At 62.8% G+C, this 23409-nt stretch carries 26 protein-coding genes and 1 tRNA gene; 16 read left to right on the forward strand and 11 right to left on the reverse strand.

The features are described 5' to 3' along the window. The first annotated feature begins 27 nt into the window (after positions 1-27). The gene (locus BLU18_RS08745; RefSeq protein WP_092634077.1) at positions 28-735 is read left to right on the forward strand and encodes a helix-turn-helix domain-containing protein; all 708 of its coding nucleotides are present in this window, start codon (positions 28-30) and stop codon (positions 733-735) included. Here BLU18_RS08745 and hmgB read toward each other — a convergent pair. The 7 genes from hmgB to BLU18_RS08780 all read right to left on the reverse strand — a co-directional run bounded on the left by hmgB (position 732) and on the right by BLU18_RS08780 (position 6988). Next, the gene (gene hmgB / locus BLU18_RS08750; RefSeq protein ID WP_092634079.1) at positions 732-2069 is read right to left on the reverse strand and encodes a hydroxymethylglutaryl-CoA synthase; all 1338 of its coding nucleotides are present in this window, start codon (positions 2067-2069) and stop codon (positions 732-734) included. The two genes, BLU18_RS08745 and hmgB, sit on opposite strands and share 4 nt — an antisense overlap. A 288-nt stretch (positions 2070-2357) precedes the next feature. Beyond that, positions 2358-2627, reverse strand: a complete 270-nt coding sequence (locus tag BLU18_RS08755; RefSeq protein WP_092634081.1) for a hypothetical protein — start codon at positions 2625-2627, stop codon at positions 2358-2360. 40 nt (positions 2628-2667) lie between these two features. Then, on the reverse strand, positions 2668-3111 hold the full coding sequence (locus tag BLU18_RS08760) for a type IV pilin N-terminal domain-containing protein (RefSeq protein WP_092634084.1): 444 nt from the start codon (positions 3109-3111) through the stop codon (positions 2668-2670). Further along, positions 3083-4954, reverse strand: a complete 1872-nt coding sequence (locus BLU18_RS08765; RefSeq protein ID WP_092634086.1) for a hypothetical protein — start codon at positions 4952-4954, stop codon at positions 3083-3085. Before BLU18_RS08765 ends, BLU18_RS08760 begins: the two co-directional genes overlap by 29 nt. A 45-nt stretch (positions 4955-4999) precedes the next feature. Then, positions 5000-5581: a DUF2150 family protein gene (locus BLU18_RS08770; protein WP_092634088.1), complete on the reverse strand. Its 582-nt coding sequence runs from the start codon at positions 5579-5581 to the stop codon at positions 5000-5002. Positions 5582-5641: 60 nt separating this feature from the next. Further along, the gene (locus BLU18_RS08775) at positions 5642-6496 is read right to left on the reverse strand and encodes a TatD family hydrolase (RefSeq protein WP_092634090.1); all 855 of its coding nucleotides are present in this window, start codon (positions 6494-6496) and stop codon (positions 5642-5644) included. 36 nt (positions 6497-6532) lie between these two features. Then, positions 6533-6988, reverse strand: coding sequence for an NYN domain-containing protein (locus BLU18_RS08780; RefSeq protein WP_092634092.1), 456 nt, complete (start codon positions 6986-6988; stop codon positions 6533-6535). Positions 6989-7115: 127 nt separating this feature from the next. Here BLU18_RS08780 and BLU18_RS08785 point away from each other — a divergent pair, with 127 nt between their 5' ends. After that, positions 7116-8090: a hypothetical protein gene (locus BLU18_RS08785; RefSeq protein WP_092634094.1), complete on the forward strand. Its 975-nt coding sequence runs from the start codon at positions 7116-7118 to the stop codon at positions 8088-8090. Continuing rightward, positions 8078-8878, forward strand: coding sequence for a mechanosensitive ion channel family protein (locus BLU18_RS08790; RefSeq protein ID WP_092634096.1), 801 nt, complete (start codon positions 8078-8080; stop codon positions 8876-8878). Before BLU18_RS08785 ends, BLU18_RS08790 begins: the two co-directional genes overlap by 13 nt. Before the next feature lie 3 nt (positions 8879-8881). Here the strand turns inward: BLU18_RS08790 and BLU18_RS08795 are convergent, their stop codons facing one another. Continuing rightward, positions 8882-9676, reverse strand: a complete 795-nt coding sequence (locus BLU18_RS08795; RefSeq protein ID WP_092634098.1) for a VOC family protein — start codon at positions 9674-9676, stop codon at positions 8882-8884. Between the two features lie 192 nt (positions 9677-9868). Here BLU18_RS08795 and BLU18_RS08800 point away from each other — a divergent pair, with 192 nt between their 5' ends. From BLU18_RS08800 to gcvH, 3 genes are all read left to right on the forward strand, one after another. Then, positions 9869-10063 carry a hypothetical protein gene (locus tag BLU18_RS08800; protein ID WP_092634100.1) on the forward strand — a complete coding sequence of 65 codons (195 nt, stop codon included), beginning with the start codon at positions 9869-9871 and terminating at the stop codon, positions 10061-10063. Between the two features lie 159 nt (positions 10064-10222). After that, entirely contained in the window at positions 10223-11314 is a 1092-nt protein-coding gene (gene gcvT / locus BLU18_RS08805; RefSeq protein ID WP_092634102.1) for a glycine cleavage system aminomethyltransferase GcvT, read from the forward strand. Then, positions 11311-11691: a glycine cleavage system protein GcvH gene (gcvH, locus tag BLU18_RS08810; protein WP_092634104.1), complete on the forward strand. Its 381-nt coding sequence runs from the start codon at positions 11311-11313 to the stop codon at positions 11689-11691. The genes gcvT and gcvH overlap by 4 nt, the downstream gene beginning before the upstream one ends. A gap of 4 nt (positions 11692-11695) precedes the next feature. On the opposite strand, the gene BLU18_RS14865 is transcribed toward gcvH, so the two are convergent. Next, a complete protein-coding gene (locus BLU18_RS14865) occupies positions 11696-11866 on the reverse strand; it encodes a DUF7838 family putative zinc beta-ribbon protein (protein WP_176791216.1) in 171 nt (56 codons plus the stop codon). A gap of 176 nt (positions 11867-12042) precedes the next feature. On the opposite strand from BLU18_RS14865, the gene BLU18_RS08815 reads away from it, so the two are divergent. The 5 genes from BLU18_RS08815 (at position 12043) to BLU18_RS08835 (ending at position 14116) form a co-directional block, all read left to right on the forward strand. Then, positions 12043-12282: a glutaredoxin family protein gene (locus BLU18_RS08815; RefSeq protein WP_092634106.1), complete on the forward strand. Its 240-nt coding sequence runs from the start codon at positions 12043-12045 to the stop codon at positions 12280-12282. Next, positions 12279-12812, forward strand: coding sequence for a cob(I)yrinic acid a,c-diamide adenosyltransferase (locus BLU18_RS08820; protein ID WP_092634108.1), 534 nt, complete (start codon positions 12279-12281; stop codon positions 12810-12812). Before BLU18_RS08815 ends, BLU18_RS08820 begins: the two co-directional genes overlap by 4 nt. A 5-nt stretch (positions 12813-12817) precedes the next feature. Then, positions 12818-13693 carry a DUF7282 domain-containing protein gene (locus tag BLU18_RS08825; RefSeq protein ID WP_092634110.1) on the forward strand — a complete coding sequence of 292 codons (876 nt, stop codon included), beginning with the start codon at positions 12818-12820 and terminating at the stop codon, positions 13691-13693. A gap of 40 nt (positions 13694-13733) precedes the next feature. Beyond that, positions 13734-14000, forward strand: a complete 267-nt coding sequence (locus BLU18_RS08830) for a DUF7553 family protein (protein WP_092634112.1) — start codon at positions 13734-13736, stop codon at positions 13998-14000. Positions 14001-14041: 41 nt separating this feature from the next. Continuing rightward, positions 14042-14116 (forward strand) — tRNA-Val (locus tag BLU18_RS08835). Positions 14117-14370: 254 nt separating this feature from the next. On the opposite strand, the gene BLU18_RS08840 is transcribed toward BLU18_RS08835, so the two are convergent. Next, positions 14371-17334 carry a type I restriction endonuclease subunit R gene (locus BLU18_RS08840; RefSeq protein WP_092634114.1) on the reverse strand — a complete coding sequence of 988 codons (2964 nt, stop codon included), beginning with the start codon at positions 17332-17334 and terminating at the stop codon, positions 14371-14373. Positions 17335-17345: 11 nt separating this feature from the next. Next, on the reverse strand, positions 17346-20057 hold the full coding sequence (locus BLU18_RS08845; RefSeq protein ID WP_092634116.1) for an N-6 DNA methylase: 2712 nt from the start codon (positions 20055-20057) through the stop codon (positions 17346-17348). Between the two features lie 384 nt (positions 20058-20441). Between BLU18_RS08845 and BLU18_RS08850 the strand changes: the two genes are divergently transcribed. The 5 genes from BLU18_RS08850 (at position 20442) to BLU18_RS08870 (ending at position 23398) form a co-directional block, all read left to right on the forward strand. Further along, a complete protein-coding gene (locus tag BLU18_RS08850) occupies positions 20442-20984 on the forward strand; it encodes a TATA-box-binding protein (RefSeq protein ID WP_092634118.1) in 543 nt (180 codons plus the stop codon). Between the two features lie 250 nt (positions 20985-21234). Next, entirely contained in the window at positions 21235-22251 is a 1017-nt protein-coding gene (locus BLU18_RS08855; RefSeq protein WP_092634120.1) for a DUF7961 domain-containing protein, read from the forward strand. 92 nt (positions 22252-22343) lie between these two features. Further along, positions 22344-22637 (forward strand): hypothetical protein, encoded by a 294-nt coding sequence (locus BLU18_RS08860; RefSeq protein ID WP_092634122.1) that lies wholly within the window; start codon positions 22344-22346, stop codon positions 22635-22637. Positions 22638-22676: 39 nt separating this feature from the next. Continuing rightward, positions 22677-23042: a hypothetical protein gene (locus BLU18_RS08865; protein WP_092634124.1), complete on the forward strand. Its 366-nt coding sequence runs from the start codon at positions 22677-22679 to the stop codon at positions 23040-23042. Positions 23043-23092: 50 nt separating this feature from the next. Beyond that, positions 23093-23398: a putative quinol monooxygenase gene (locus tag BLU18_RS08870; protein WP_092634126.1), complete on the forward strand. Its 306-nt coding sequence runs from the start codon at positions 23093-23095 to the stop codon at positions 23396-23398. The last annotated feature ends 11 nt before the right edge of the window (positions 23399-23409 follow it).

The following is a 23409-nucleotide window of genomic DNA, read 5'->3' on the forward strand; positions in this document are numbered from 1 at the left end:
GTGGTCCCAGGGTCGGTGGGGTGGCCGATGAGCGACGAACCCCGCGACGACCTCGCCCGACGCATCGCCGGTGAAATCACCCTCAGTTCGAATCCGGGCGCGACGCTCCGGAAGTGGCGCACGGACTTCGACATCTCACAGACCGAACTCGCCGAGCGACTCGACGTTTCCTCCTCGGTCATCTCCGACTACGAGAGCGGGCGTCGCGAGAGTCCCGGCATTGGCGTCGTCAGCCGCATCGTCCGGGCGCTTCTCGACATCGACGAGTCGCGCGGCGGCGGGCGCATCCGCCAGTACGCCCGCGTCATCTCCGCTGGCTTCGAGAGCGACATCGTCCACGACCTCAGAGAGTATCCGACCTCGATTCCGTTGGAGCGGTTCTACGAGATAATGGAGGCGACGGAGGTCGTCCCCGGTGAGCGCGACCACGTCAGCGGCCACACCGTCATCAACAGCATCGAGGCCATCACGCGCCTCCCGAGCGAGGAGTTCTACCGCCTCTACGGGCAGAGCACGAACCGCGCGCTGGTCTTCACCGACGTGACGCGTGGCGAATCGCCGCTGGTCGCGCTCCGCGTCGTGAATCCGACGCCGAACGCCGTCATCCTGCACGGACTGGAGGAAGAGGACCTCTGGGAACACGCGACGGCGCTCGCGAAAATCGACGGCTTCGCGCTCGCGGTGTCGACCTGTGACTTGGACGCGGCGCTCGCGAAACTCCGCGACCTACCCTAGTCGACGTACTCGTACTTTCGCTCGTTCATCCGGCCCCAGCCGGTGAAGACGAACTCGCCGCTCGGCACCGTGAACTCCTCTAGCTCCCGCTCTTTCTCGTGATTGTGGGCGTCGTGGACGCGCCCGTACTCCTCGAAGGAGAGGTCGTAGCGCCGCGCGAGCTGTTCGTCGATGTTGAGCGCGTCGACCTCCTCGCGCCAGCCGTCGGCGACGGTTTCGGAGTGAATCTCGGCCTGTGCGCCGGAGCCGTACGAACCGACGAGAAGTCGATCGCCGGCGAGCGCTCGCCCCGTCTCGGCCGCGGTCTTGAGCGCGCTCATTCGGGCGACGTGCACGGAACCGGTGTACCAGTTACCCACCCGTCGCGAGAGGCTGAGCGTCGGGTCGATGGCCTGCCCGTACCACTCGTCGTACGTCTCGGTCTCTTTCAGCGCGTCCATGTAGTCGCGGATGGCGTCCTCGTAGGCGTCCCAGTCCTCGTACTCGTCCTCGCGGGGCTGGCGGCCGATTTCGTCGGCAAGGCCGTCCTCGATTTCCGTCCCACGGGTCATGTGGCGGAACCCGAGCAGTGCGGCCTTTCGGACCATCCCCGGGAACGGCGTGTGGAAGGGGATATACTCGAAGTCGTCGGGGTGGGTGCGTCCGGCGACGGACTCGTAATCTTCGAGCGCCTCGCGCATCCGCGCGAGATACACCTGCACCGAGCGCTTGCCATCGACGCTCGGGAACTGCTGGTTGGGCTTGAGGAAGTCCGTCTCGTCGGCGCTACCGTACCCCTGATCGGTCGAGAGTTCGACCAGACTCGGGTTCTCGGTCACGAGCATCGCGACGGCACCAGCGCCTTGTGTCGCCTCGCCGGGGTCACCGCGGGCGTAGAGCGCCGTGTCGGTGGCGATGACGAGCGCTGCGCGGCCGCGGTTCCGCCCCGCCTTGATCCAGTTGTACGCGTCGTCGATGCTCTGGGTGCCGGCGACGCAGGCGAACTTGCGTTCGCCCTTGTTCGCGTGGTGGAAGTCGCCGTCGTAGACGTCTTCCAGACAGCCGGCGATGTACGTCGAGACCGGCTTGGAGTTGTCGAAGGCGCTCTCGGTTGCGACGTCGATGCGGCCGATGTCGTCGGGCGAGAGGCCCTTGCGGTCCATCAGCCGCTTCGCCGCGTTCGCTCCCATTGTGACGATGTCTTCGTACGTGTCCGGGAACGACGAGGCTTCGAGCCCCAACCCCTTCGTGTACTTCTCCGGGGCGTCGTCCTTGGCCGGGGCGAACGTCTCGGCCAAATCGAGCTTGAGCTTCCCCGTCCAGATTTCGAGTGCGTCGATGCCGACGGCGGTCATACCCTCGGGTTGCGGGAGACGCTATATGGGTTTGTCGATGATAGGTACGTCGAACGTCGAATTAGTGTTCGTCGGAAGCGAGGGCGAGGGGGCGAAGCGACCGAGCCCTCGGCGGAGCGGCGAACGGAGTGAGCCGCGGAGCACGAGACCGTCTCCCCTGCTCCGCGGTTCGCTTCGCTCACCGCTCCGCCACGAGACCGTCTCACTGCGTCTCCCCTGCTCCGCGGTTCACTTCGCTCACCGCTCCGCCACGAGACCATCGTCACTCCGTTCCGATGGTCTCGCTGCTCACAACCCACCCTGCCCACCCCGAAACCCCACTGAGAGATCGACGTCGCTCGGCAGGAGCGTCCCCGCGGCGCGCTTGCGAAACACCGCGCCCGTCAGCCCCGCGCCGATGGCCGCTCCGAAAGCGACGAGCGCGGCCATGACGCGAGTGGCGGTCGGGCCGACCCAGATCAGCCAGCCCACCAGCGCGACACCCCACAGCGTCGCCACCGCACTCGCGATCAGGAGCGCGCTGCCGACCCAGCCGAGGGCGCGACTGCCGAGGGTCATGATCGACGCGACGGCCCCGAGGAACCTGTAAATTGCGGCGTCATCGGCGGTCGCTCGGCGACGCCGTCCGGTCGAGGAGGAGCGTCCCCGTCTCCGTGTCGGCGAGAGTGACCCGTACCGTCGCGTCGCTGGCAACGGTCCGGTTGTAGACCCATCGCTCGCCGGGGTCGAATCGAGCATCGCCGTCGCCGTCGACGGTGCCGCTCGCCCACGTGATACCTTCCTGTGTCCCGTTGATGTACACCACGAGGTCGATATCGGTGGTCGCCACGCTCTCGCCACCGAGATGGGTGAGTGCGACGCGCTCCTCGTCCACGTCGAGGCGTATCTCGGCGAGTGTCTCCTCGTCCGGCGAGGCGGCGTCGCTGAGGAGGTACGCGCCTGCGGTGGTCACGACGATGACGACCATCGCGACGGCGAGGATTTCGCCGACGACTTCGGACTGACCGCGGTCGTCAGGGTGGGCTGTCACTTCCCTGTCCATCGGCGGTGTCTCGCCACTCGAATATGTCGACCACGACGCCCTCCGAGTCGTAGACGAGGATGACGGTTCGGTACTCGGTGTCGGCGCCGTTCATATTGCCCTGGTCCGGCACGAATGCGTTTGGTTCGTCCGCGCTGGCGATGTCTCTGGTCTCGGTCGCTCCGTTTTGGTTGAGGTTGAGAACCCCGAGTGTCACCTTCTGGAAGTTGTTGTTCGTGGTGACGGTGTAGTCGAAACGGTAGCTAACCTTGTTGCTTTGCGCGTTCGTCTGGTCACTGATCTCGCTCCCCGTATCGAGCACCGGGCTATCGCTCTCGCTCAGGTCGTCGTTTCGCGACGGGTTCTGTGCGTCGGCCGTGTCGATGAGCGTCCGTGCGTCTCTGACGTACTCACCTTGGCCGTCACTGTAGTACAGTCTGGCTGTGATGCTGTAGTCGTCGTTTCGGCCATATCCCGGTTCGAATACGAAGCTGCCGCGCTGATTCTGGCTCTGTCGAACTTGGTCTTGGGTACCGTCGGTCCGCTGGAAATCTATCTCGATTCGCTCGAATGAGCTGTTGACGTTTTGTGTGTCGTACGACACGACGAACTTCGGCTTATTTCCTTGTAGCTCGGTCAGGTCGTCCACTCTGAGCCGAATCTGTGACGTTGTCCCCGTGCCGCCATCACCGCCGTCACTACCCTCCGCTGATCGCTCGGTCACGTTGAACGACACCTCGGATTCCGGCCCGCTCAGTCGCTCGACTTTGAGCGTCACTTGCCCCTCACCACCGGTGTAGGTGACCTGTGCGCGGCCGTCCTCGCCGACGGTCGTTCGGTCTTGCGCGACCAAATCCCGCCCCTCGGTGACGTTCACGGTCACGTCGTCGGGGTACGTCGTCGGGTCGACGGGGTTGTTGTAGGGGTCACGCACCTCGGCCACGAGTGGCGTCCCCCGCGCCAGCGACGTGTTCCGTTCGGTGACGTTCGTAATGTAGGCTGGCTGTGGCGGTTCGCCGCCCCTGCCGACACCGACGAGCGCCGTCCGCAGGCGGTAGGTCCGGTTGGCTTCGAGTTGGATGCGCACCGCGTCGCCCGTCCGGGTGACGCTCGTCACGTACCGGTCGTTGTTCGGGTCCGCGGCGGGGTCGAGTTCGTCGTCCAGCAGCGACCGCCACGCGTCCTCGGAGAGGGTGGTCGGCACCGTCACGTTGAGTCCGTCGCCGGTGCTGCGAACCGTCGTCGACGTGCGACTCGTGCTGAGCGAGCGCGGTTCCACGTCGAGCACTTGCACCTGCGACTGCGAGAGGTTGCCCTCGACGGCGACGAGGGTGATTTCGTTCCCGCGCACGAGCGGTTGCTCGCTCAGGGCGACGCTTCGCCCGCGCTCGAAGTCGTTGACGACGACGCCGCTCTGGACCGCCGTCCGCGGCGCGTTCTGATAGACGCTGTACGAGGCCCTGTAGCTGACGTGTTTGGTCGTGTAGTTCTGGGCGCCGTACAGGTAGTCTCGCGTCTCCGCGTTCGTCGCGTTCACGTTCTCGAGTCCCACCTGCCCGGCGTCGCTGGTCTGTATCGTCCCCGACGGGGGCGGGGGATTCACGAACAGGGCGCGCTCGGGATACTGGGTCCCCATCTGAATGGAGACAGTCCTGAATCCGGGTCGCTCGGCCGTCTCGAGAATCGCCCCGCGGAGGTTGAGCACGTCCTCTTGGACCGCTTGGCTGTGTTGGAATTCGACGCGCTCGTTTTGCTGTGGGACGACAGTCGTCTGATACGTCGCCAGCAAGAGCACGAGAATGCCGAGCAGCAACACCGCTCCGACCTGGACGGTGACACCTCGGCGGTCGCCCCGGAAACTCATCGCACGATTTTCAGGAGGCGCATGCAAAAGGCTGCCGCCCGAATCTCAGTCTTCGTCTTCTTCGACGACTTCGGGATCGCTCATCGCGCTCTGGAGGCTGTCGAGCCCGTTGACCCACTCCGAGACGAGGCCGTACTCCAGGTCCTCGACGAGCGCGATGTCGAGCTCGTCGCCGTCGATGATGCGCGTCCCGGCCTGCACGAGGTAGCCGAGTGCGGCGTCTAAGTCTTCGTTGGCTTCGGCGTCGGCCGCGGCGTGGACGTACTCCTCGATGGTGCCGTCGTCGGTCGGGCCGGCCGCGATGTACTCCTCGGCGGCGTAGAAGACACAGACGAGACTGGTCTGGACGCCGTCGACGAGCATTCGCTTCTCCTCGTTTTCCAGGTCCACGTCGTCGAGGACGATGTCGCGTACGCCGGCGAGTTCGTCGACGGCCTCGTCCTCGCTCAAGCGGTCGTCCTCGTAGGCGCTGATGATTTTGGCGACCGCGATGGCGGCGTCGTCTTGCAGGTTGAGCAAGAGTCGAGCCGAATCCTCGTTCTCGGGGTCGAGCTCCTCCTCCGCCACCCGCTCGATCCAGTTCTGCCAGCGGTCTTTCGTGTAGAACGTGTCCTCCGCGTCGGTCATACCTCGTTCGAACGTTCGTGGACTCAAAGACCTTTCCTATGCGCCCGCGAACGCACCGATTCAGGCCGTGAGCGTCGCTTCGGTGTCGATTCCGTACACGCGTGCGGGCGTTTCCACGTGCGCACGCCGGACGGCGTCGTCGTACCCCTCCTCCAGCAGCCAGCGGACGCGCCGCGGCACCGTCTTCGGCCCCATCACCGCCCCCGGCCGGTCCGGGTCGTCCACGAAATCCGTCTCCATCAGGAACGGCTCGTCCCCCTCGGCGACCGACTCCAGCCACTCCTTGCGACACATCACGCTCGGCGTCGGCCCCGCGAGCGTCGGCCCCGCGTAGTGTTTCACGACGCGGTGAGCCGGCAGGCCGCGCTCCGCGGCCCAGTCGGCAATTTCGGTGAGGTCCTCGCTCTCCTCGGTGTGGAGTTGGACCGCGCAGTCGGCCTCTGCACCCAGCGACAGCCCGTGGCGCAACACGGCGTTCGAGGCGTCCCACACGGCGTCGGTGACTTCGTAGTGGGGACGCCCCGTCTTGAGTGCGAGTGCGCGCCCGTCGCGGACGTACTCGGCCGCGACGCCGAGGCCCGCCTGCATCAGGTCGCGCGCGTCGGTCGGCACCATCTCCCGTTCGTCGACCAGACGCGAAATCAGTCCGGGGTGGACGCCGAGGACGGGCCACGCCCGCCCGGGCAACAGGTCGTCCGCCTCGGCGACGACTTCGAGCGTACGGTCGAAGACGCGCCGGAAGTCGTCGGCCTCGTCGACCTCGACGCCGAGATGCCACGAGGGTTTGTTGACGACGAGGAGATGCGTCCCGCCGAGACGGCGGAAGTCGCGGACAGCGTCGAGGCCGCGCCCCGCGTCTGGGTCCAGGTGGAGGTGGTCGTCGAGGACTGGCGTGTCGAGGTCCGGTTCGCTCATGGTGGGTCGTCGGGACGCCCGCCGCAAAAAATGGCGTTACTCGTCCAGCGTGACGCTCTCAGCGGCGGCGTTGCGGAGGGCGTCTGAGCGGCCGTGAGAGCCGGGTGCGATGGCGAGCGTGCGAACCCCGCAGGCGTTGGCCGTCTCGATGGCGGGCTTGAAGTCCGTGTCTCGCGAGGCGACGGCGATGATATCCGCCTGCCCCTCGACGGCGAACCGCGTCAGGTCCACCGCGAGCTTCACGTCCACGTCGCCGCTGGTGACGACCACCTCGAAGCCCCGTGCCTCGGCGGCGCGAATCAGTTCCGGGGTCGCGTGCTCGTCGACGTACAGTCGCGTCGTCGCCGGATGTCCGGCCGCCGACGCCGCCTCGCGAACGTCGTCCAGGTCGACGTCGAACTCCTCGCGGAGGAGGTTCGGGCCGTCGACGAAGAGCGCGACTCGCGGCGGAGCGTCCTCGTCCTCGTCCGCGAGTCGTCCGAACAGGTCCATACTCCCCTCTACCCCGTTCGCGGGGATATACGTCCCGATTCTCGGCACCGCTGGTGCGGCACTCGCCGGTCGTCGCTGCTCCCCTGCCGGCATCACCTTCATGCCTGTGCGCGCCGCAGGGTAGACGATGGCGTCGTCGCCGATTCCGTCTCTGGATTCCGAGCAAGGAGCCGACAGTCTGGACGAGGCGTTGGCAGTCCCCGACGCGACGGTCGCAATCGTCGGCCCACCCTTCGCCGGTCGGGAGGCAACTCTCGACAGAGCCGCGGACACGCTCGACGGGGCGACCAGAATCCGCGCCGGTCCCGACGCACCCGTTGGGCCGTCGCCGCTCGACGGCCCCACGATTCTCGACGACTGTCACCACGGCTACGCCCACCACGTCGGGGGGTTCGACCCGCTGGACGACTTCCTCGACCGACTCGCGTCCGCGTCGGGTCGCACCGTCACCTCGTGGAATCGGTACAGTTGGAACTACCTCGACGCGGTCCGTAACGTCGGCAACGCCTTCGGACACGTCTTCTCGCTCGCGTCGCTCTCGGCCGACGGCGTCGCCGAGGTGCTCCGGTCGACGACCGACGCGTGGCCGGCGTTCGAGTACGCCACCGACGGCGACGCATCGCCGTTCACGTCCGTCGAATACCGACCGCCGATTCCCAATCGGGAGGTGACGCTCCAGCTGCCGACCGTCGACGTGGACTACGTGACCAGCTGGCTCCGCGGGGGTGAGTCACCGAGTCCCGAGACGCTCGTCTTTCAGCGACTCGCTCGCCTCACCGGCGGGAATCCGGGCGTCGTCGCCGCCGCGTGGGAGGCGAGCGTCGCCGGCCGCGAGTCGATCACGCCCGACGACATCGCGCTCCCGGTCGACCGGGGATTCGATGTCGACGACGACGCGGCGCGCGTCCTCGGCATCCTCGTCTCGAAGGAGTCAGTCTCGCGCACCGAGTTGGCCGCCGCGACGACGGGCGTCTCGCTCGACCGGACGCTCGGTTGGCTCGCCAGCCATGGGTTCGTCGTCGACGCCGACCCGGTTCGACTCCACCCCGGAAGTCTGCCGAGCGCACTCTCATCGCTCGAACGGAGGCGATGGCTGTGGTGAGTGCGCCGCTTCTCGCCGGCCTCCGTATCGACGCGACGACTCTCGTCGGTGCCGTCGCCATCCTCGTCGGCGCCGTGTTGGTGGCGCGGGCGGCACGCTTGGTGCTCGTCGCCCTCGCTGACCGGTTCGTCGAGCAGGGCGCCGCCATCCAGCTGGCGATTCCACTGACGAAGTTCCTGATTTACGGCGTCGCCGCCTACTCGGTGCTCGGACCGCTCTTCCAGCTCTCGCAGACGCAGGCGCTCGCGTTCTCGGGCGTCCTCGGGGCGGCGCTCGGCCTGGGACTGAAAGACCTCCTCGGGAACGTCGTCGGCGGATTGGTGGTCGTCTTCGAGACGCCGTATCAGGTGGGCGACCGAATCGAACTCGGCGACTACTACGGCGAAGTCGTCGACGTCGGCGTCCGCGCCACCCGCTTGCAGACGCCCGACGACAACCTGGTGGCCGTGCCGAACTACCTCGCTCTCACCGAATCCGTCGCGAACGCCAACGCCGGGTCGCCGGAGATGCTCGTCGTGACCGAACTGTTCGTCGCCAACGACGCCGACGCGGAGCGTGCACGTACCATCGTCGAGGACGCGGTGTACACCTCCCGCCACCTCGCACCCGAGCGACCGGTGACCGTCTTCGTCGAGGCCAACCCCCGCTACCGCACGATTCGTGCAAAGGCCTACGTCAACGACCTCGACGCGCAGTTCGCGTTCGAGTCCGACGTGACGCGGCGCGCCCTCCGGCAGTTCGACGCCGAGGGGATTCGGACGCCGCCCGCGACACTGATCGGCGACTGACCGCTACGCGCGGCGTATCTGAACTGTGATGCCATCAGGGTCGACGGCGTCGAAGCCGTCGTCGCGTTCGGTGAGTCGCGACGGGTCGAGGCGACGGCGCACGTCAGCAGGGTCGTCCACGCGGAGTTGTATCCGTGCGAGTCCGCGCCCCGCGGCCGGCCGGGAGCGTTCGTTCCACGTGTTGAGGCCGACGTGGTGGTGATAGCCGTCGAACGCGAGAAAGAGCGCGCCGTCCATCGACTGCCTGATATCGAGTCCGAGACCGTCGCCGTAGAACGCCACGCTGTCGTCGAGCGACGAGACTTCGAGATGGACGTGGCCGACGGCCGTCCCCGACGGACACCGCGCTTCGCCGCTGGCGCCGTCACGGAGCGGAGCGAGCGCGAGCCGTCGCGTGAACATGTCGACTCGTCCGTCGGCGTCCGGCCAGTCCTCGCGCGGTCGGTCGCGATACACCTCGACTCCGTTGTCCTCGGGGTCCTGCAGGTAGAGCGCCTCGCTCACGCCGTGGTCGGAGGCGCCGGTGAGTTGCCACTGAGATTCGATTCGGGCGAGGGCGTCGCCGAGCGCCGCCCGCGACGGAACTCGGAACGCGGTGTGAAAGAGTCCCGCCTCCGCCGGGCCGCGAGCGGAGCGGTCGGGCGTCTCGCGGAGGATGAGTAGCGCGTCGTCGACGCCGAGGACGGCTCTCCCCTCGGTTCGGTCGAGGGTCCGGAGTCCGACTACGTCCTCGTAGAAGGTGGCCATCCGGTCCAACTCGGTCACGTCGAGCGTAACCGGGCCGACACGTTCGGTCATTCGAGTGGCTACGCCCGCTCCGCACTTCGCTCTGGCGGCATCGTTGCCACGTGGTGTACGAACTGCATCCTCAGAGTAACTTCTAAAGGTTTCATTCTTTCTATAAAATTTTATTAGGTAATCTATTATAGTCACATCACCTCGTATGCCACGACCACTCACTATCGCCCGTCAAGCCATCTCCGCCCGCTCATGAGTGAAGAATCGCGGATGCTGGCGCGGACGTGGACCATCGCCGCGACGACTTGCGAGCCCTCCGACTACGACATCCCCGAGGCTCCTGTCTTTCCGTCGACGCGCTGTGAGTCAGGGGCGCTCATGTTCCACAACCCCGTTACCGGCGCCGTCGCGATGGTTGCCGGCGACCCGGTGCGCGTTCGGCACTGAATCGGAGCCAGGTCGCCGACCACTCTTCGGTAGACGCCGTCGAAGACTTGCCCAGATTCGGACACCGCTGGATTTCATATCGCGACATGCGATTTATCGTATAATTACCTGGCCAGCGACGGGCCAAACAATTAGGTCACGAGGCACGCAGTCACGGGCATGGGCCTACGGAAGCCACCGTTGCGCGACGTTCACGCCGAGCATGGCGCGTCGTTTACCGAGTTCGGAGGATGGGAGATGCCCGTCGAATTCGACTCGATTCGGACCGAACACACCGCCGTCCGCGAATCGGCGGGTATCTTCGACGTCTCGCACATGAGCGAGATTCGAGTGTCCGGCCCCGACGCGACGGTGTTGATGAATCGCTTAGTCACGAACGACGTACAGGAACTCGACGTCGGCGACACGCAGTACGCCTGCATCACCGATTCGGACGGGGTCATCCTCGACGACACGATGGTGTTCCGACTCCCCGACGACGAGGACGGACCGCAGTACCTCTTCGTCCCCAACGCCGGGCACGACGTGGAGATGTACACCCGGTGGACCGAGTACCGCGACGAGCAGGGATTCGACGCGACGGTCCACGACGCCACCGAGGAGTGGGGAATGCTGGCGCTTCAGGGCCCCGACGCACCCCAACTCGCCGACGACGCGACCGAGGGACGAGCGACGGACATCGACCGATTCGAGGCCGAATTCCTCGACGTCGCCGGCGTTCGGTGTTACGTGGCGCGAACGGGCTACACCGGCGAGGACGGGTTCGAGTTCCTGGTTCCGTGGGCCGACGTGGAGACGGTGTGGTCGGCGTTCGACTGCCAGCCCTGCGGGCTGGGCGCTCGCGACACGCTCCGTCTGGAGATGGGCTTTCTGCTCTCCGGGCAGGACTTCGACCCCGAAACCGAGCCCCGAACGCCCTACGAGGCGGGCGTCGCGTGGACGGTCGACCTCGGGACGGAGTTCGTGGGTCGGGACGCCCTCGAACGCGCCGACCGCGAGGGGGTCGAGGAGCGATTCCGCGGCGTCAAACTCCAGCAACGCGGCGTACCACGCGAGGGATACGAGGTCGTCGACAGCGATGGCGACCACCTCGGCCACCTCACCAGCGGCACGATGAGTCCGACGCTGGGCGAGCCAATCGGACTCGGCTATCTCTCCGAAGCGGCGCCCTCGGGCACTCGCGTGCGGGTCGTCGTCCGGGGCGAACCGAAACAGGCGACCGTAGTGACACCACCCTTTATCGACACATGAGCTTCGACGTACCCGACGACCGACGGTATCTGGAATCGCACGAGTGGACGACCACCGACGCCGACAGCGTCAGAATCGGCATCACCGACTTCGCACAGGACGAACTGGGCGATGTCGTGTTCGTCGAACTCCCCGCCGAGGGCGACGAACTCGAACGGGGCGAGGAGTTCGGCGTCGTCGAGAGCATCAAGGCCGTCTCCGACCTCGTTTCGCCCGTCTCGGGCACCGTCACGGCCGTCAACGAGGACGTGTTCGACACGCCGGAACTGCTCAATCAGGACCCCTACGGCGACGGCTGGCTACTCGAACTCGAACCGAGTGACCCCGACTTCGACGCGTTGCTCTCGCCCGAGGACTACCGAGCGCAGATCGAATAGGGCCTCAGAAACCGGTGTGTTTCGAGCTGTCGATACCGTCGATTTGAATCATGCCGTAGTCGCACTCGGTACACGCCCACTTCTTCTTCTCACCGAGGTGGAGTGACGTACTCGCCGTCCGCCAGAAGGTGTCGTTCGAGCACTCCGGACAGTCGTGTTCCATCTCTAGGCTCATACTGCATCCTCGGGAGTCGGTCACATTGAAGATACTGGTTCCCGAAACAAGCGATAAACCGAATATCGCGATACGAATTCTGGTCTCCTCTCTGAGCGCGTCTCGGCGGCAAGGACGCGACTGGTACGCTCGCTCGGCGGGCCAAGTTACTTGCCCGCTGCACCCGAACACGGGGTATGGCGCTCACACTCTATGCCCTCGACGGCTGTCCGTACTGCGAGAAGGCCCACGACGCGCTCCAAGACCACGGCGTCGACTACGAGACGGTGTGGGTTGAGGGGCTACACTCGACGCGAAACGAGGTGAAACGCGTCAGCGGCCAGCGAGGTGTCCCGGTCGTCGTCGACGATGAGCGCGGCGTCACGATGGCCGAGAGCGCGAACATCTTGGAGTACGTCGACCGGACGCTCGCATGAAGATTTACACTGGCCGCGGCGACGAGGGGATGACCGACCTTCGGGACATGTCCCGCGTCTCGAAGACCAGCCCCCGCATCGAAGCCTACGGCACCGTCGACGAGGCGAACGCCATCATCGGGACCGTTCGACCCACGGGCTACGACGACATCGACGCACGTCTCGAACGGATTCAGAACCACCTCCACGTCGTGCAGGCCGACTTCGCCAACCCCGACCCCGACGAGGACGACCCGGTCGTCACCGAGGCCCACACCGAGGAACTCGAAGACTGGATCGACGACGCGGACGACGAACTCGAACCACTCCAGTCGTTCGTCCTGCCCGGCGGGAGCGATGCCGGGTCCGCGCTTCATCACGCCCGGACCGTCGTCCGGCGGGCCGAACGCCGAGCGGTCGACCTCGCCGGCACCGACCCCGTCAACGCCGAGGCGATAGCCTACCTCAATCGCCTCTCTGACGCCCTCTTTACCTTCGCTCGCCTCGTCAACCAGCGCGACGGCGTCCCCGAGGACCGGCCCTCGTACTGAGTCGTATGTCTCGACATCTCGGATTCGCATTCCTCCTCGTCGCGTGCCTCGCACTCTCGCTCGGCGTCGCTTCGGCGTCGCCCGCGGCCGTCGACAGTGGCCCGTCCGACCCGGTTCGGGACGTCAGTATTGTCGACGTGGTGCCCGAGAACCGCTCGGAACTCACCGGCGTCCACACCGTCGAAGCAGGGTCGACGCTGCTCGTCCGCGGGGCAACCAACCGCCGCGACGACCGGACCGCCATCGACGTGACCGTGACCGACGGGCCCGACGCGGACCGCATCGGCTTCGCCACGGTCGACTCGTGGGGCTTCGACGGCGTCTGGACGGCCCGCCTGCCCATCCCGGCGGACGTGACACCCGGCACGTACACGCTCCGCGTCCAGACCGACAGTGAGACCGACTACCAAGAGTTCGAGGTCGTCGCCGAGAAACGCGCGACGCTGACCGTCCGGTCGGCCGCCGCGGACGCCGTCGTCGTCGACGCGACGCTCCCCGACGGCGGCTACGTCGAACTCCACGACGGCGACACCGTCGTCGGCACCTCGTCGTATCTCGCGCCGGGGGCGCACGAGCGTATCACGGTCCCGGTCGACGGCGCGCCGACCACGCTCACCGCCGTCGCTGTCGTCGGGACGCCCGACCGTCGCCTCGACCCCTACACCGTCGACGGGGTCACCGTCTCCGCGCCGGTTCGGGTCACTACCCCGACTGCGACGGCGACGGTGACACCCACGGCGTCGCCGACGCCCACGTCCACGCCGACTGCCACACCGTCGCCGTCACCCTCCTCGACCGCTGCATCCGGGCCCGGATTCGCACCGCTCGCGGCCCTCGTGGCGCTTCTTATCGCCGGATTCCGTCTCTGTCGACGGCGATAGCGCCACAAAGGCTATATCTGTCCTCTGCGTTTGGTCATATATGAACAAGCACTTCGAAGACGCACGCTACTACCTCAGCCGAGCCGGTGAACACGCGAAGGAAGGCGCACTGGAGGAACTCGAACCGCTGGAGGAGCGCTTTCGCGACATTACCGGTCGCGAGGAGGAACCGGAGCCGTCACGGCTGGACAAACTTCAGTCGGACCTGAAGGAACTCGAAGAGCGTGCGGAGGGCGAGGCCCAGACGGCCATCGCCAACGCCCGGGAGCGGATTCGCCGCTACCGCGGCGACGACGCGGCAGAGTAAGACAACCCTTAAGTTCACCTCGCCAGTACCGACATACTGGCGGGTTGGTGGTCTAGTCCGGTTATGACGGCTCCTTCACACGGAGCAGGTCGGCAGTTCGAATCTGCCCCAACCCATTTCTGTCGACACCGCAACTGCGAGCGGAGCGAGCAGTCTGTATCGGCGACACGGCGACGTGGATTCGACGCAGGGAACGGAGTGACTGAGGCTCGAATCTGCCCAACCCACTCGTAATCCGTACGACGTAACTATCGGCTTTTCTCGCGGTTCATAACCTGCTAGGTCGGAATGGGGCGTTCAACAGTATTTGAGCATCCGCTGAAGGTTCAACTCCTCGGGGAGTGTGTGTCTCTCAGATAATATCTCCCGGCTATCCTTCGACCGATTGGCTCTCTTCGTATACCTGCTGTCGAAGGTGCTTCGTGATCGCCTCTTGAACCTCTTCGTTATCCATAAACTGTGCAAACAGTTCTTGATTCTGGTCCATTCGGTCGATGAACATGCTGGTCAAGGCATCGTCGAACTCGAGTGCGAAATTTTCGCGGCTATTCGCCTGTGCGGATCGTCGAAGATGTTCGTCTTCGAGCGCGTCTTCTTTCAGTTGCTCCAAGAACAGCTGATCGGCCTCGGTAAAATCGGTCCCTAGTTTCTCGTTGATTTTCTCGACGATCGTGGAGAGTTCGATCTCTTCGTCGTCCCCTGCTCCACCGGTGCCGGTCTCGGTCGGCCCTTCGACTTCTCCATCATTCGCCGTCAGTCCGATAGAGCCCTCCTCGGATTTTTCCAGTCGGTAGTATTGTAATGCGAGTTCATCGTCGAACTCGACAGAGGGTCCAGCGGACCCTTTCGGTAATTCCTTGTAGAGGAATCGACCGAACGTATAGAGCTTCTCTAGGTGCGTGTCGGCATAGCTGACGATCTGTGACTGGAATTTATACAGCCGGAGGAACGAGCGGAGCGTCGATTTGAACTCCTCTCGGATGTCCTCGTCTTTTGCTACGAACTTGTCACGAGCAGGCTGTACGAGGCTGCTAAGCTTTGCGTGTGAGCCTTCTGTTCCGGTGTTCTCTGGATCGAAGAAGACCTCTGCGAACCGGTCGACTTCATTCTGATCGTAGATTCGGAATGCGTCAAGTTCGGATGCCAGTTGCTGCAGATGCTGTGGATCCGCGCCCTCTGAAACGGTTGTCTTGCCGTAAAACGGCTCAAAGGCTTCCTGAATTTCCTCTTGCTCGTTCTCGAAGTCGAGGACGAACGTATCCTCTTTCCCGGGATACGTCCGGTTCAGACGGGAAAGCGTCTGAACGGCCTGTATCCCGGAGAGTTTTTTGTCCACATACATCGTGTGGAGAAGCGGTTGGTCGAAGCCGGTCTGGTACTTGTCGGCGACGACGAGCACCTGGTACTCCGGCGTATCGAATACGTTCGGGAGTTCGGATTCCTTGATGCCGCCGTTCATTCCCTCCTCAGTGTAGCTCGTTCCGTCGTCATCGACCGTGCCGGAGAAGGCGACGAGTGCACTCAGGTCGTATCCGTTCTCCTCGATATGTTCGTCTATCGCCTTCTTGTATCGGACTGCATGCTGCCGTGAGGACGTGACGATCATCGCTTTCGCCTTCCCGCCGATCTTGTGCTGTGTGTGGCTTCGGAAGTGCTCGACGATGATTTCCACCTTCTGTGAGACGTTGTGTGGGTGGAGTTTCAGAAACCGAGAGATGGCCTTCACCGCCTGTTGTTCGGGGACCTGTGGGTCCTCTTCGACGACCTTTGCGACATTGTAGAACGTCTCGTAGGTCGTGTAGTTCTGTAGCACGTCGAGGATGAATCCCTCGTCGATGGCCTGTTGCATCGAGTAGAGGTGGAACGGCTCGTGGCCACCCTCGCCATCCGGTTCGCCGAACGTCTGGAGTGTCTTGGCTTTCGGCGTCGCGGTGAACGCGAAGAAGCTGAGATTGGGCTGTTTGCTCCGTGCTTCGGCGTTCGCAGCGATGGCGTCCTCGGCGTCTTCGATGTCCTCGGCGTCGACACCCGAGAGAATGCCCTTCATCTCGGCGGACATCTCGCCGCTCTGGCTGCTGTGGGCTTCGTCGACGACGACGGCGTAGTCTCGCTCCGGGAGGGAACGGGTGTGCTCGATGACGTAGGGGAACGTCTGGAGCGTCGTGATGATGACAGGCTTGCCCGCCTCCAGCGCCTCAGCGAGCTCCTCTGACTTCGACCGCCCTTCTCCCTTGATAGGGTGGACGACGCCGGTCTTGTGGTCGAGTTCGTAGATGGTGTTGCGTAGCTGTTCGTCGAGGATGGTCCGATCTGTGACGACAACGACGCCGTCGAACACTGCGTCGTCGTTCTCGTCGTGTAGGGAGACCAGTCGGTGAACCAGCCACGCGATGGATTTACTCTTCCCGCTCCCAGTCGAGTGCTGAACGAGGTAGTCCTCACCCGGCCCCTCTTTGCGGGCGCTGTCAACCAACTGCCGGACGCACTCCAGCTGGTGATAGCGCGGGAAAATCATCGTCTCCTCTTCCTCGACGGTGATGCCGTCCTTCTTGATCTCCTCCGTGTCGATGTGGATGAATCGCTGGAGGATATCCATCCAACTGTCCTTCTCCCAGACCTCCTTCCAGAGGTACGCAGTGCGATGGTCGCCCTCCCGCGGTGGGTTCCCGCCACCTTTCTCGTGGCCCTTGTTGAACGGGAGGAAGTTGGTGTCTTCGCCCTCAAGTTCCGTGGTGTAGTGAACTTCGTTCTGGTCGATGGCGAAATGCACCAGTGCGCCACGCTTGAAGCGCAAAATAGGCTCGCTCGGGTCGCGGTCGTGACGATACTGCTCGCGGGCGTCGCGGGCGGCCTGATCCGTGAAGGTGTTCTTGAGCTCGCCTGTTGCGACCGGGATTCCGTTCACGCTCAACGCAAGGTCGATGCTCAGGTTCGGGTTCGTCGTGGAGTAGTACAGCTGCTGAGTGACCCCGAGGGTGTTGGCCTCGTACTTCGCCTGTAATGCGGGGTTGATGCCGGTGTTCGGCTGGAACGTCGCGAGATCGATCTTCGTTCCGGTCGTGCGGAAGCCGTGACGGAGTATCTCAAGCGTTCCTTGGCGTTCGAGCGCGCTCGTCAGTTCTTGGAGGAAGCGGTCGCGGGCGTTGCCCTGATACGCGGTGACGAGTTTGTCCCAGGCTTCGGGCTGGGTTTCCTTGACGAACGAAACCACCTCGTCGGGGAAGATTCCGCGTTCGGCGTCGAATCGCTCACTCGGGACGCGTGTGTAACCGCGTTCGAGCAAGGCGGCGGCAATCTCGTCCTCGAAGGCCGCCTCGTCGTAGGGTTTGCTCATGTGCGGAAGTCTTAATGTTCACCTTGCACCTCTGCCACATCAATCTGGCCCGTGACCGCGGCGGTGATGAGGGCTTGGCGTTTCTCTTCGAGGAGGTCGATGGTCTCCTCAACACGGTCGATGAGTTCCCAGAGGCGCTCGGTTTCGGCTTCGATGTGGTCGACGATCTCGCGCTGTTCGTCAAGCGGTGGGAGGGGAGTTTTGAACGACTTGATGTCCGGCATGTAGATGGTCTTGTGTGTGGAGCCCTGCATCAGTCGGTCGAACTCTTGGTCCATCGAGCGGAAGACGTACAGAAGGTACTCAGGGAGGATTTCATCCCCACAGACCCAGTTGGCGAAGTCCTGTGAAGTTGCCATCGGCTTGCCCATGATACCGGAGAATCCGACCGACGCGGTACGCGAGAGGAATACCGTCCCCTCCGGGAGGAGGTGCGCCCCGGAGTTCTCCATCCCGAGTTCACTAATCTGGTTCTCCGTCTCGTGGAGGTAGCGCTTGCGCCCCTCGCGGAACGGCTTGATGTCGGAGGTCGTGACCCACGGAATGTCGGTTTCTTTCCAGTACTCGTCTTCATCACGACTGGGAGTATGTCCCGAGTGGAGTTCCGCGACGAAGCGGGTCCGGACAACATCCCAGTGTTCGGGGACCTCTCCAATCCAACCGACACCGGAATCTACTGTCTTCTCTTGTTCTCCAACTCCACTGGTAACAGACTCTCTAATGAGCGACTTCTCGTTATTAATATCATTAAGGAGAGATACCATCTGTTCTCCTGTTTCGGATAGCTGTCCCTCGATATCGCTGAGCCCGCGTGAATTCTTATATTCATAAAAGAATCTGTCAAAATTAATCTCGTACCCCACAACTCCAAGTTCCCCGTCCTTATCGTCGTGATACTTCTTGCTCTCGTTGATCCACGCGTTTTTCAGATACGGTGCTACCTCCTCCTCAAAGTACTCCCGTGGGTCCGTGCCAAGGGGTACGCGCTCTCGTTCCCGCAAATCGCCGTCGTGCTCGGGATTTCCGTTCCCATCCGTCACGATCTCGGCGTCGTCGTTCTGCTCGCCCAAAGCACGCTCTATCGCGTTGTGAACACTATTTCGCACGTCGACGCCGTGCATGTTGAACGCCAACTCTACTTCGTCCATGAACGCATCCCGATCCATCCACTGCGTCTCGGAGTCCAACGTGTACAGCGCCTCCTTCACCGCCTCCTGCACCTCTTCGTCCCGATTCGTGAACGCCCGTTCGTCGTCCAGACTCTCGATGCGCTCTTCCGTCGCGCGGAAACTCATCCGTAGCGGGCGGTCGATGACGATGCGGCGGTAGCCGAACTCCTCAGTGGGAACGACCTTGGAGCGGCCGTTCGCCTCCAAGTCGCCGAAGATGCGGGTAATCTCGTCGATGTGTTCTTGGGTGAGTTCGTGGCGCTTCTCGCCGAGGCTCTCGTCCATCTCGGCGTATAGGTCCTGTGCGTCGATGAGCTGGACGGTGTCCGTTCGCTCCTCGGGCTTGTCGTTCGAGAGCACCCAGATGTACGTGCGAATGCCCGTGTTGTAGAAGAGGTTCTCCGGCAGGCCGACGATGGCCTCCAGCCAGTCGTTTTCGAGAATCCAGCGCCGAATGGCCGACTCACCGCTATTGGGCCCACCGTTGAACAGCGGCGAGCCGTTGAACACGATGGCGATGCGAGAGCCGCCCGCTTCGGGGGGCTTCATCTTGCTAATCATGTGCTGGAGGAAGAGGAAGGCCCCGTCGTTGGTCCGAGGCGTGCCGGCACCGAAGCGCCCGGCGTACCCCTGCTCCTCGTGTTCGCGCTCGATATCCTCCTTGACCTTCTTCCAGGAGACGCCAAACGGCGGATTGGAGAGCATGTAGTCGAATCGCTGACCTTTGAATCCGTCCTTCGTGAAGGAGTTGCCGTAGACGATGTTGTCCGGGTTCTGGCCTTTGATGAGCATGTCCGAGTTACAGACTGCGTAGGACTCGGGGTTGAGCTCTTGACCGAAGACGTGGAGGTTCGCGTCGGTGTTGAGCTGTCGCACGTACTCCTGAGCGACGCTCAGCATCCCGCCGGTTCCGCAGGCCGGGTCGTACACCGTGCGGATGGCGTCCTGTTCGGTCAGCGCCCCGTCGTCCTCTTGGAACACGAGGTTGACCATCAGCTCGATGACCTCCCGCGGTGTGAAGTGCTCGCCAGCGGTCTCGTTGCTGAGTTCGTTGAACTTCCGAATCAGCTCCTCGTAGATGTACCCCATCTCCTCGTTCGGCACTTCGTCAGGGTGGAGATCAATCTCGGCGAACTGCCGGACGATCTGATACAGAATCTCGGCGTCGTCGAGGCGCTGTATCTGATGGTCGAAGTCGAACTTATCGAAGATCTCCGTCGTCTCGTCGTCGTACTGATTGATGTAGTACTGGAGATTCTCTGCGATGTCATCGGGGTCGTTGCACAACGATTCGAAGGTGAACTCGCTGGTGTTGTACACCTCGGCGTCGGCAGCCTTCTTCAGCGCCGGTGCGACGTTCTCGATGCCCTGTTTCTGAAGTTGCTCGTAGCGTTCGAGGACTTCGTCCTTGTTGCGCTCCGTGACGCAGTCGAGCCGACGCAGAACGGTCAGTGGGAGAATGACTTTCTGATACTCCGACTGCTTGTAATCCCCTCGGAGAAGGTCTGCAATAGACCAGATGAAATCAGCCTTCTCGTTGAAATTGTCGACCATCTACAGCGGGAGTCGTGACTGGGATTAAAAAATGATGTGGAGGTTGCTGCAGGAGGAGATAATATCCTAGTCTGGCCCCCAATGTGATGTTGACCGGCCGGCCTGTGCTTTTTCAGCCGAACAGTGACCATTGAGGGGCCGTCCCCATCTATGAGTTCTCCAAGATGGTCGTCCAACTCGGATACGAGAGTCTCTAAACCAATTTATTGTCCGAGTGAACTACTACCCATTGTACTCACAATTTCCATTCTGTGCCCCGAGTCGTTGCTAACGCATCGCCTTTGTTGGCGAATATGACTTCTTGTTCCCTTCTGATAACCTGCAGAAGTCAGTACAAGGTTTAACTCAGGGTATTAACACCCTGTGTGACGGAGAGACGATAAGATGGTAGAGGTCGTGAATATCGTTGCTTCTGGATCACTTGGTGTAGAACTTGATCTTGAAGCAATTGCTAGCGACTTAGACAGTATTGTGGACTATGATCCTGAAAAATACCCTGGCGCGTATTTTCGATTTGGAGACTCTGATCCACTAATCACACTCTATCGTACTGGCAAATACATTATTACTGGCGCGAGCTCAGGGGAAGAGGTTCACACCATCCGCGAGGAGTTTCTGAGTATCCTTAGCGATCATGAGATTTTGTCTTCATCTGAGGATAAGTGGTTCCAGTCACAGAATTATGTGTGTCTGGCCGAGGTTGGTGAGAATCTCAACTTATCTGCTCTCGCAATCGGGCTTGGTTTAGAGGTTACAGAGTACGAGCCAGAGCAATTCCCAGGGTTAGTATATCGGCCGACTGCACACGACTGTGTATTGCTTGTATTCGGTTCCGGGAAGGTCATTATGACAGGCGCTACGTCTATAGAAACTGCAAAAGACGCATTTGTTGACTTACAGAAACGTATTGGAGAATTGCAAATTTAGAAGAATGGATTCCATCTTAGATCTGATGAAGTACTTTTAAGGGAAAATTTTGAACGAGTTCAGCTCTAACCCATTCACAAGGTGAAGGCATCCTGAATCCTGGTGTCAAGAGATAGTCCAGCCGATCGTGGGCGTTTCTTTCCCACTGGGCATAGGATTCCTATTGAGAATATCTCTGTAAAACTGGGTCTGCAGTTGACAATCCCAAGCCGCCGACACATTCATTTTGTCACTTTTAGATATCGATACAGTGTACCTCTACACCCCTGCTGACGTCGACCGCAAACGTGCCCACCACCAAGCCGTGAAACAGGACGCTGACGACGTCCCCACCAAACGCCGCGGCAACCTCGGCGAACTCGCCTTCGAACAGTTCTGCCGCGAGTACCTGCCCGTCGAGATGTGGGAGTGGGAGAACGAAGCAGCCATCCGCAAGTGCAACCCGGAGAGCTTCTCCGCCTACGATTTCGAGGTGTTCGGCTACGAAATCGACGTGAAAACCTCGCGAGACGTCTCCGCCTTCCAGCCGTCGAAACTCCTTGACCAAGACCCCGACGACGACATCATCGTCATGGTGTGGCACCGCGACAATGAGGACGGACTCATCCTCCTCGGTTGGGAGCGCGTCGAGACACTCAAATCGAAAGTGTCGACTCAGGGCGCCTATTCGGGCGCCGAACCGACAAAACTGGACCATCTCGCCACTCGCCCGATGAACGAGCTGATGGACCTCGGCCCGAACACGGCCCACATGAACCAGAAGCCACAGAATCCGTTTGCGCCGGGTGATCGAGTCATCAAGTCCGGCGACGAAGATGCGTCTGTGGCAGTCGTCATCGAAGTGCTCCCGCCGGAGAAGGACGTGGGTGTGTACGGGCAGTCGATGGACGGCGAGGCCGTCTGTGTCGCGTTCCCGAGTAGTCTGGACCAGGGGCCGAGCAACTGGCGCGACATCGACCCAGCCCTCCTCTCGTCGTACTGTGACGATCAGGATATCAAACTGTACACGTACAAGCACACGAACCTAGAGTTCGCCACGAATCCGTTCACGCCGGGTGACCGCGTCGTCAACGCGACTCACGACGACCCCGACAAAGCCATCGTCGTCGCCCGTGCTGATGACTCCGCTGCTGAGCCGGTATCGGTGGTCTATACCGGCCAGCTTGACGACCCAGAGATGGCTCCGGGCGCACTCGACTCACACTGCGAGGACATGGGGATTAAGCAGTATTCGTACGCCCCGGATGACTTGGAGTGGGCCGACTAGACGCACGGCTGCGACAGACGCGCTTCTCGAACGCCGACGGACACCCACCCCGGCAACAACGATTATGTATCTCTCGTCGCTCATCCGGAGCCATGTTCGACGCCGACGACCCGGGAACGATACTCAACGAGTTCCTCATCGCCCTGTTCGGGCCGGGCATCGTCCTCTTTGTCAGTCTCTGGCTCTCGTTCCGGTTCGTGTTCGACGGACTGCTTCGCTCGCTCGGGCTCCCGGAAATCGTCCCTGCTGACGGTGCGGGCGTGCTCGCGGCCGGATACGGGCGATTCCTGCTCTTGATGGTGGGGACGGCAGTGTTGCTGTTGCCCGTCCTCGCCGTCTACCACCGGTTCGTCCGCGCGACGCTTCGGAGTCGGGGGATCGTCTGATGCCGGTCGCTTCGATTCGATACCCACCGTTTTCCACCCATGCTCAGTGAATCGATGGCCGAGGGACTCGTCACCTACGGGTTTCCGCTGTTCTGGATCGGTGTCGGGGTCGTGCAGTGGCTGTGGCCGTCCGCACTCTTCGTCGCATTCTCCGACGAGGACGTGACGCCGGGGGCCCGCGGCTTCGCCGTCCTCTGGGTCGTGGTCGGGTCCGTGCTCGCGTTGCTGTTCGTCCCGTGGACGGCCGCGTTCGGTGGCTGGTTCGTCCCGGGGACGGTCTTCGTGGTCGTCGGCGGTCTCCAGCTCGTTCACCCCGTCTGGTCTCTCGGCGAGCGCTCGGGGGCCGCAGTCGGCGTGCTCCTCTTGTCCACTGGCACGGCGGCGCTGGTGGTCGGGCTGTTGTGACCGCTACCCGGCCGAGCGTATATATGGCTGCGTACCTCTCGTAGGGTGTAATGCTCGTCGTTCACGCGACAATCCCGGTCGACCCGGCCCACCGTGACCGAGCGGTCGAACTGATGCGAACGCTCGCTGTGGAGTCCCGAGCGGAGGAGGGCGTCATCGACTATCGCGTCACCACCGACATCGAGGACGAGAACGTGTTCAGAATCGTCGAACGCTACGAAGACGAGGCGGCCTTCGGCGCCCACGTCGAGACCGAGCACTTCGGCGAGTTCGAGGCGGCACTCCCCGAGTTACTCGACGGCGAGCCGACGATCACCCGATTCGACGTCGAGAACGCCACCGACGTGGAACTGTAGTACCGCGCGCC

Origin of the sequence: Haloplanus vescus (genome assembly GCF_900107665.1) — an archaeon.
GTDB classification, from domain to species: Archaea; Halobacteriota; Halobacteria; order Halobacteriales; family Haloferacaceae; genus Haloplanus; species Haloplanus vescus.